This is a genomic window from Kitasatospora sp. NPDC057518, from assembly GCF_042802075.1.
In the GTDB taxonomy this organism is placed as follows: domain Bacteria; phylum Actinomycetota; class Actinomycetes; order Streptomycetales; family Streptomycetaceae; genus Kitasatospora.
In genome coordinates, this window is sequence record NZ_JBHVEU010000370.1 from 1 (window position 1) to 8,990 (window position 8,990).

The following is an 8,990-nucleotide window of genomic DNA, read 5'->3' on the forward strand; positions in this document are numbered from 1 at the left end:
GGGGGGGCGCGGGGGGGGGGGGGGCGGTGGGGGGGGGGGTGTGGGTGGGGGGGGTGGGCGCCGGGGGGGGGGGCGCCCCCCCCGCCCCGGTGAGGGCGGCGCCGCAGAGGAGGAGCACGGTGGTTGTCGCCGCGGCTGACAGCGTCAGCTTGCGCACGGTCACGTGGAGGGTCCCTTCGGGGTCAACGGTGCTGAGGCAGTGGTGACTTGTGGCGGGACGCACAGCTCGGAGTCGTCGCACGGACTCTCGAACCGCCGGGTAACATAGCACTGACGGACAGCCCTGTTGACTGGTTCATGCAAATCCCGGGTCACGACCACCGAGACTTCACCGCGCTGGGGCGGGGCCTTCCCCTCGGGTTCACCCGGCACTCGGCGCCCGGCACAGTGGCGCCGTCAGCCGCCCCGCCTGCCGAGACGGGCCGTGGCCGGGAGGCCGACGAGCAGCAGGAGTACGGCCGCCGCCGCGTAGGCGAGGTGGTGGCCGCCCAGGGACAGCTCGCCGTGGCCCGCCGCGCCGACGCTCTGGGCGATGCCGGCGAGGACGGTGGGGCCGATGCCGCTGCCGATCTGCAGGGCGGTGGCCGTGACCGCCGAGGCGGTGCCGTGGGCCTGGTCCGGCACGTCGCGCAGACCGGTGACGGTGATGGCGGGGAAGGCCAGGCCCTGCCCGATGCCGGTGACGACCAGGCCGGCCAGCACCGGCCCGAGGTACGGGCTGTGCTCCCCCGCCGCGCACCACAGCAGCACGCCGCCGGCGGTGAGCAGCAGGCCCGCGGCCAGCAGCGGGCGCGGTCCGCGGGTCCTCATCAGCCGCCCGGAGACCAGGGCGGCCGCGGCCACGGCCAGGCTGACGGGGAGGACCGCGAGGCCCGAGACGGCCGGCGGCATGCCGCGCACCTGCTGGAGGTAGAGCGGCAGCAGGAACAGCGACCCGGTGACGCAGAAGTAGAACGCGCCGGCCACCACCGCCGCGGTCCGCACGCCGGGCGTCCGCAGAAGGTCCCGGTCCAGCAGGACCGCGTCCCCGCCCCGGGTGCGCCCGCGGCGCCACCACAGCCAACCCCCGGCCACGGCGGCCGCCAGCAGCGCGCCCGCGAACGGGCCGCCGCCGGGGCGGGAGGCCAGGTCCGCGCTGAAGACGGTCAGGGCGATCGCCGCCACCAGCGCCCCGGCCCCCGTCACGTCCAGGGAGCCCCGGCGGTGCCGCTCACCCGGTGGCAGCCACCGCACCGCGGCCACGGCGGTGACCGCCGCTGCCAGGGCCTGCAGCGCGAACACCCAGCGCCAGCCGAAGGCGCCGGTGACCACGCCCCCGAGGACCAGACCGGCCCCGTAGCAGCCCGCCTGCGCGGCGGAGAACACACCCAGCGCGCGCGAACGCATCGGCCCGTCGGCATAGACCGAGGTCAGCAGGGCGGTGGCCGCCGGCATGGTGATCGCCGCCCCCGCGCCCTGCAGCACGCGCCCCACCACGACCGCCCAGAACGCGGGCGCCGCGAACGCCAGCGCGGCGCCCGCCGCCACCGTCACCAGGCCCGCGACCAGCACCCGCCGACGCCGCAGCCGGTCCGCCATCGCCCCGCCGCACAGCAGCAGCCCCGCGAACGCGAGGGCGTAGCCGGTCACCGCCCAGGACAGGTTCTGCGCCGAGGTGCCGAACCGCGCGCCCACCGAGGGCAGGGCGCTGTTGAGGACGGCGACACCACCGGCGTCCAGACCCGCCGCCGCGCTCAGCACCGCCAGGGGCGCGTACCGGACGGACGGCGGGGCATCGGGCCCCGGCCCGGCGGACTCCGGTCCCCCGGGCCGTACGGGCATGGACGGGGCAGGCGAGAGCGGTTCGCCGGGACGTGCGGGCATGGACGGACTCCAAGGACGAAGGACGCGCTCCGGGAACGACGGACGCGCGAACGCGCCGACACACCGGAACCGGCCCGTCGGCGACCAGGGCCGCCCGCGTGGCGCGGCGCCCTCGGCAGCCACTCTGCGCCGCCGCGCGCACCGCGACGAGACACCGCCGCGGGCAGGCCCCGCCGGGGGTGGCCCTGGCAGGGCTACCCCCCGCGCCGCCAGGCGACCGATACTCGCCGCATGGCACCATCAGCGGCACTCCCCGAACTGGCCCACTTCCTGCGCACCCGCCGGGCCCGACTGACCCCGGAGGCCGCCGGTCTGCCCCGGACCAGCACCCGCCGGCTGAACGGACTGCGCAGAGCCGAGGTCGCCACCCTGTCCGGCATCAGCCCCGAGTACTACACCCGGCTCGAACAGGGCCGTCAGCGCCGCCCCTCCCCCGAGGTCCTGGACGCCCTCGCCACCGCCCTGCAGCTCGACGCCGACGCCCGCCGCCACCTCCACCGCCTCGCCACCGGAAACCCCGTCCACCAGGCAGGCCCGGCCGCCGCGGCCCCGGACGTGCCGGAGGCGACCCTGCGGCTCCTCGCCTCGATCACCCCGTGGCCCGCCCACGTGGTCACCCCCATGCGCGACATCCTCGCCTGGAACGACGCCGAGGCCTGGCTGCTCCTCGACTACGCCGAACTCCGGCCCGAGCAGCGCAACTTCGCCTGGTTCGTCTTCTGCGACCCCCGGGCGCCCCGGCTCCTCACCGACTGGGAGAAGACGGCACGCGGCAACGTCCACCGCCTGCGCCACGCCCTGGCCGCCGACCCCCACAACGAACGCGGCAACCGCCTCGTGGCCGAACTGACGGCGCGCAGCAGCCGGTTCGCCGCCTTCTGGGAGGAACACGACGTCCGCGGCCCGGCCACCGGCAGCCACGGCTTCCACCACCCCCGGGCCGGCCGGCTCGACCTGGACTACACCGCCTACGTCGTCCCCGGCACCCACAAGCTCGAACTCGTCGTCCTGACCGCGGCCGAGGGCTCCCCCAGCCACCGCGCCCTGCGGCAGGCCGCGGCGGACCGCTGAACCGGCCCACGCCCGGGACCAGTTGGTGTCGGCAGGACGAGGGCGCGCCCGGCCGGCTCACCGGGCGGGCCGACGGCCTGGGCCGGAGGGCCCGGGCCGTAGCGGTGTCAGGCCCTGCGGATCCGGTCGCCGATCTCCGGCCGCGCCTCGAACCCGGCCGCCCGGTACGTGGCGACGCCACCGACGTTGGAGCTCGGTGTGCACACGCGAACGCTCGACGAGCCCAGCTCACGCAGCGCGGCCGCCCCGGCGAGGGTGATCGCCCGGCCGTAGCCGCGACCGCGGTGGTCCTCGTGGACGCCCATCGGCTCGACCAGCCCCGGCCTCCCCGGGCCGGCCGACCAGACCGTCACCACCGCCGCCGGGCTGCCCCGGTCGTCGTAGGCGCCCAGGCAGCGGGCATCGGCGGAGTACGGCCCGGCCGACAGCGCGTGCCAGTACGCGCGCGTCGGCCGCGAGGTGCCGAACGCCGAGCGCAGAACGTCGGCGAAGTCCTGCGCCTGCTCCGGGCCGATCGCCCTGATCCGTACGCCCGGGTCCTCCACCGCCCGCGCGAGGTCGCGGAACAGCGGCGTCCACGGCTCGTCGACGCCCCAGCCCTCCTCGGTCAGCAGGTCGTGGAGCAGCAGGCCCGGCGGCGCCTCGACGGACACCGCCCCTTCCGGCAGCACGCCGCGCTCCGGCAGCGAGACGTCCTCGACGAGCCGCCGCGCCAAGTCCTCGTCCCGGAAGGCGTCGGGGGCGACCGTCATCCGCAGCACCGTCGGCGAGTCCAGCATCCCGACGGCGAGGATCCGCCCGTCCCGGCTCCAGGTCCGCACCACCGCGGCCGTCTCAGCCGTGCCGAACCGACAGTTCCAGCCGATGTCCCCCGCGTGCAGCTGCATCGGCGCTCCGTCGTCCTGCCACTCCCGCAGCGCGCCCATGGCCTCGCGCACCCCGCCCGCGGTCGGCGTTCCCAGCACAATCGTCATAGCCGGAATCTGACACCCCGCCCGGGATTTCCGCAACCCGTTTACCGGCCGGCCGGTAATTCTCCTGGTGCTTGTGAGCACTTGCGGGAGGTCGCATACTGACAATAAGGAAGTGGACACCATGAAGCTGCTGGCGGAAATCGACAGAATGGTCGCCACCGGAAAGGTGGTGACCTCAGCGAACGACGAAGCCGTCGCGGACATCGTCCTCGCCACGATCACGAGTGGCACCACGGCCTCGTTCTACCTGACCCGCGCCCAGGCCGCACTCGTCAAGGAGCGGTTCTGGACTCCGGAGCGGATCCGCCGCACAGGACTCCGCCCGATATCCCCCGAGGAAACCGAAAGGATCAGGGTGGAGCTGGGCGTCAGGGTGAAGAATTTCAGGTGCACCCCGATCACGTGCGGCTGCGGCCATGTCTACGACGCATTCGACTTCATTCAGCAGGGAATCCGCGAACACGGCCTCGACGTCGTCAATTCCGTATTCTCCCTGAAGGACTCGACTTTCCTCCAGGTCAATCCGTCCTTCGTCCCGATCTGCCCCGTGGACGACCGGAAGCTGAGCCGCACCCACAGCTCCGACGGCGGGATCGAGTACGACTGCGACGAGTACGGCGGGTGCTGCTACCAGGAGTGACGCTCCATGCCCGGGCCCCGGGCCGAAGAGACGATGTTCAAATGTCTGATGTTTGTATATGGTCCTCCCATGACACGCATCAGCGCGCCGCGGCGCACGGCCAGCCTGTCCGCCCAGCTCGTGGAGAGCCTCCGCTCGCACATCGAGACGGGGGGCTGGCCGGTCGGGACGCGGATCCCGCCGGAGCAGGCCCTCGTCGAGGAGCTCGGGGTCGGGCGCAGCACGCTGCGGGAGGCGATCGGTGCGCTGGTGCACCTCGGCCTGCTGGAGCCCAGAGCCGGTGACGGCACCTATGTGCGCTCCTCCAGCGAGCTCCAGTCGGTGATGGTGCGGCGGGCGGGCTCCGCGAAGCGGGACGATGTGCTGGAGCTGCGGACCGTTCTGGAGGAGTACGCCTCGGGCGCCGCGGCCCTGCGCCGCAGCGAGGGGCAGGTGCGGCAGCTGCGGGAGCTGCTGGCCGACGCCGAGGCGGCCGCCGCCGGCGAGGACGCCTCCGCGGCCACGGACGTCGACGCGCTCTTCCACCGGTCCGTCGTCCGGGCGAGCGGGAACGCCCTGCTGATCGAGGTGTACGACTACCTCGGCACGGCGCTCACCTCGCACCTGGGGGGCCCGACCTGGAACGCCGCCCACGCCGAGGAGCACGGGGGCCTGCACCGGCGGCTCGTCGACGCGATCGAGACCCGGGACGAGGGCGGCGCCCGCGAGGCCGCCGCCGCGATCGTCCGGCTCACCCGCGACCACGAGATCGCCGACGCGCGTGCGGCCGAGGAGCGTTGAGCCCGCAGCCCTCCCGACCGATCCGATCACCCCGTACGAACGGCACCACCGTCCACCTGAACAGGATTTTCTCGGCCGCATAGGAGATCATTCGTGTCCCTCTCGCACCTCCCCGCCGACGAACTCGACGCGCGTACCGACCGACGAAGCGCCCACCTGTACGCGACCGACCCTCAGTTCCGTGACACCGCGCCCCTGGACGCCGTCACCGAGGCGATCCGCCGCCCCGACCTGCCGCTCGCCGAACTGGTGGCCACCGTGCTGGAGGCCTACGCCGACCGCCCCGCCCTGGGCGAGCGCGCCACCGAGCCGGTCACCGACCCGGAGACGGGCCGCACCACGCTGCGCCTCCTGCCGCGGTTCGACACGCTCACCTACGGCGAACTCCGGGAGCGGGTGGGCGCGGTGGCCTCCGAGTGGCGCCACCACCCCGAACATCCGCTGGGCCCCGGCGACTTCGTCGCCCTCCTCGGGCCCACGAGCGCCGAGTACGCCGTGGCGGACCTGGCCTGTGTCCGCTCCGGCGCGGTGTCCGTCCCGCTCCAGTCGGGGGCTTCGGCGGCGCACCTGGCCCCCGTCGTCGAGCAGACCGGACCGCGCCTGCTCGTGGTGGACGTCGACCAGCTGGACGTCGCGCTCGAACTCGCGGCGAACGCCGCCTCGTTGGGCAGGATCGTGGTCATCGGCCACCGGCCCGAGGCCACCGCCCACCAGGAGACACTGGAGTCCGCGCGCACCCGGCTCGCGGCGCTGGGCCGCGGGGTGGCCCTGGACACGCTGGCGTCGACCGTCGAGCGGGGAAGGGCGCTGCCGCCGCTCCCCCGGGTCCCCGACGGGTCGGCGCCCGACACGCTGAGCTCGCTGATCTACACCTCGGGAAGCACCGGCACCCCCAAGGGGGCCGTGTACACCGAGCGTCTGGTCCGGAGCTTCTGGCTCGACTACGTGCCCGGCCAGCCGGTGCGGCCCGCCATCGTGCTCAACTTCCTGCCGTTGAGCCACGTGATGGGCAGGGGCGCGCTGTTCGGGACGCTCGCCAAGGGGGGCCTCGCCTGTTTCGCGGCGTCCAGTGACCTGTCGACGCTCCTCGAGGACCTCTCCCTGGTCCGTCCCACCGAGCTGCTCATGGTGCCCCGCATCTCCGACCTGCTCCTCCAGCACTACCGGGCGGAGCTGTCCCGCCGGGCCGGGACCGGCGGCGACGCGGCCGAGCAGGTGAGCGCCGGGCAGGTGATGGAGGAGCTGCGGGAGGAGGTCATGGGCGGCCGCCTCCTGTCGGCCGTCAGCGCCTCGGCCCCGCCGAGCGCCGAGACCACGGCCTTCGTCGAGGACTGCTTCCAGGTCAGGCTGATCGACGGCTACGGGTCGACGGAGGGCGGGGTCGTCTTCCTCGACGGCCGGGTGCAGCGCCCGCCGGTGACCGACCACAAGCTGGTCGACGTGCCCGAGCTGGGCTACTTCGGCACCGACACGCCGTACCCCAGGGGCGAACTGCTGATCAGGTCCGAGCGGCTCGTCCCGGGGTACTTCCGGCGCCCGGACGCCACCTCCGAGGTCTTCGACGAGGACGGCTTCTACCACACGGGCGACATCATGGCCCGGCTCGGCCCCGACGAACTGCGGTACGTCGACCGCCGCTCCAACGTCATCAAGCTGTCCCAGGGCGAGTTCGTCGCCGTCTCCCGCCTGGAGGCGCTCTTCACCGGCAGCCCGGCCGTCCGGCAGGTCTTCCTGTACGGCAGCGGCGCCCGCGCCTACCTGCTCGCGGTCGTCGTGCCGACCCGGGACGCCCTCGACCGCGTCGACGGGGACGCCCGGCGCCTCAGGGCGGTCCTGCGGGAGTCCCTGCGGGAGACCGCCGCCGGGGCGGGGCTGAACTCCTACGAGATCCCCCGGGACCTGCTCGTCGAGACCGAGCCGTTCACCCAGGAGAACGGGCTGCTCTCCGGGGTGCGCAAGCCGTTGCGGCCGGCCCTGACGAAGCGGTACGGCGAGCGTCTCGAAGCGCTGTACACCGAGCTGTCCGACCGCGAGGCCGAGGAACTCCGGACGCTGCGTCAGGCCGGCACCGACCAGCCGCCGCCGGCGACCGTGCTCCGGGCCGCGCAGGCGCTCCTGGGGCTGGACGAGGGTGTCGTGGAGCCCGACACGCGCTTCCTCGAACTCGGCGGCGACAGCCTCACGGCGCTGTCCTTCTCCCAGCTGATGAAGGAGATCTTCCACGTCGACGTCCCGGTCGACGTGATCGTCAACCCGGTCAACTCGCTGCGGCAGGTGGCCGATCACGTCGAGCGGGCGCTCGCGGCGGACCACCGCCGTCCCACCGCCGACAGCGTCCACGGCCCGGACGCGACGCGGCTCGACGCGGCCCAACTGCGGCTGGAGGCGTTCCTCGACCCGCGGACCGTCGAGCAGGCCGAAGGGCGGAGGCCGGCCGGTCCGCTGCCCGAGGCCCGGACCGTCCTGCTGACCGGCGCCAACGGCTACCTGGGCCGTTTCCTGTGCCTCGAATGGCTGGAGCGCGTGGCAGAGCGCGGCGGCACGCTGGTGTGCGTGGTCCGCGGCTCCTGTGCCGAGGACGCCCGGGCCCGGCTCGACGCGGCCTTCGACAGCGGCGACCCGGACCTCGTGGAGCGCTACCGCGCGGCCGCCGCCCGGCACCTCCAGGTGGTCGCCGGCGACATCGGGGAGCCGCGTCTCGGACTCGACGAGGAGACCTGGCAGCGGCTGGCCGACACCGTGGACCTGATCGTCCACCCGGCGGCACAGGTCAACCACGTCCTGCCCTACGGCCAGCTGTTCGGCCCCAACGTGCTGGGAACGGCCGAGCTGATCAGGCTCGCGGTCACCTCCCGGACCAAGCGGTTCACCTACCTGTCGACGGTCGCCGTCGTCTTCGGGAACGCGGCGGCCGCCGACGAGTGGGCGGACATCCGCACCGCCGGCGGGGTACGCGACCTCGACGGTGACTACGCCGACGGCTACGCGGCCAGCAAGTGGGCCGGCGAGGTGCTGCTGCGCGAGGCGCACGAGAGGTTCGGCCTGCCGGTCGCCGTCTTCCGCTCGAACATGATCCTCGCGCACCCGCGCTACCGCGGTCAGCTCAACGTCCCGGACGTCTTCACCCGCCTCGTGCTGAGCCTGCTGGCGACGGGCGTCGCACCCGGCAGCTTCTACGCCCGGGGTACCGGCGACGGCCGCCCGCACTACGACGCGCTCCCGGTGGACTTCACCGCGCGGGCCGTCACCGCGCTCGGCGACGACGCACGGGAGGGCTACCGGACGTACAACGTGGTCAACCCGCACGACGACGGCATCTCGCTCGACACCGTGGTCGACTGGCTGGCGGCGGCCGGGCACCCCCTGACCCGCGTCCAGGACCACGCCGAGTGGATCGAGCGCTTCGAGACCGCCCTGCACGGCCTGCCCGACCGCCGGCGGCAGCACTCGCTGCTCCCGCTGCTGCACGCCTTCGCCGAGCCGGCCCAGCCGGTCGCCGGGTCCGCCCTGCCGGCGGACCGGTTCCGGGCGGCGGTCCGGGCCGCGGCCCTCGGCGACGGGAACGACATCCCCCGGCTGTCGCCGGAGCTGATCACCAAGTACGTGGCCGACCTCCGGGCGCACCGCCTGATCTGACACCACCTCCGTGGCCGCCGCGGGGC

At 74.2% G+C, this 8,990-nt stretch carries 6 protein-coding genes; 4 read left to right on the forward strand and 2 right to left on the reverse strand.

Annotated features, from left to right (window positions below; genetic code table 11):
* Positions 1 to 396 precede the first annotated feature (396 nt).
* Positions 397 to 1,863, reverse strand: a complete 1,467-nt coding sequence (locus ACFU7Z_RS29810) for an MFS transporter (RefSeq protein WP_380780870.1) — start codon at positions 1,861 to 1,863, stop codon at positions 397 to 399.
* Positions 1,864 to 2,094: 231 nt separating this feature from the next.
* Here ACFU7Z_RS29810 and ACFU7Z_RS29815 point away from each other — a divergent pair, with 231 nt between their 5' ends.
* Entirely contained in the window at positions 2,095 to 2,934 is an 840-nt protein-coding gene (locus ACFU7Z_RS29815) for a helix-turn-helix domain-containing protein (RefSeq protein ID WP_380780872.1), read from the forward strand.
* Positions 2,935 to 3,041: 107 nt separating this feature from the next.
* On the opposite strand, the gene ACFU7Z_RS29820 is transcribed toward ACFU7Z_RS29815, so the two are convergent.
* A complete protein-coding gene (locus tag ACFU7Z_RS29820) occupies positions 3,042 to 3,908 on the reverse strand; it encodes a GNAT family N-acetyltransferase (RefSeq protein WP_380780874.1) in 867 nt (288 codons plus the stop codon).
* A gap of 112 nt (positions 3,909 to 4,020) precedes the next feature.
* Between ACFU7Z_RS29820 and ACFU7Z_RS29825 the strand changes: the two genes are divergently transcribed.
* The 3 genes from ACFU7Z_RS29825 to car all read left to right on the forward strand — a co-directional run bounded on the left by ACFU7Z_RS29825 (position 4,021) and on the right by car (position 8,964).
* Positions 4,021 to 4,548 (forward strand): hypothetical protein, encoded by a 528-nt coding sequence (locus tag ACFU7Z_RS29825; RefSeq protein WP_380780876.1) that lies wholly within the window; start codon positions 4,021 to 4,023, stop codon positions 4,546 to 4,548.
* 69 nt (positions 4,549 to 4,617) lie between these two features.
* A complete protein-coding gene (locus ACFU7Z_RS29830) occupies positions 4,618 to 5,328 on the forward strand; it encodes a FadR/GntR family transcriptional regulator (RefSeq protein WP_380745121.1) in 711 nt (236 codons plus the stop codon).
* 93 nt (positions 5,329 to 5,421) lie between these two features.
* A complete protein-coding gene (gene car / locus ACFU7Z_RS29835) occupies positions 5,422 to 8,964 on the forward strand; it encodes a carboxylic acid reductase (protein ID WP_380780878.1) in 3,543 nt (1,180 codons plus the stop codon).
* Positions 8,965 to 8,990: the final 26 nt, after the last annotated feature.

Excerpts from the sequence above, each read along its gene's own strand:
- ACFU7Z_RS29810 (WP_380780870.1), bottom strand. The coding sequence starts at position 1,863 with ATGCCCGCACGTCCCGGCGAACCGCTCTCGCCTGCCCCGTCCATGCCC.
- ACFU7Z_RS29815 (WP_380780872.1), top strand. The coding sequence starts at position 2,095 with ATGGCACCATCAGCGGCACTCCCCGAACTGGCCCACTTCCTGCGCACC.
- ACFU7Z_RS29820 (WP_380780874.1), bottom strand. The coding sequence starts at position 3,908 with ATGACGATTGTGCTGGGAACGCCGACCGCGGGCGGGGTGCGCGAGGCC.
- ACFU7Z_RS29830 (WP_380745121.1), top strand. The coding sequence starts at position 4,618 with ATGACACGCATCAGCGCGCCGCGGCGCACGGCCAGCCTGTCCGCCCAG.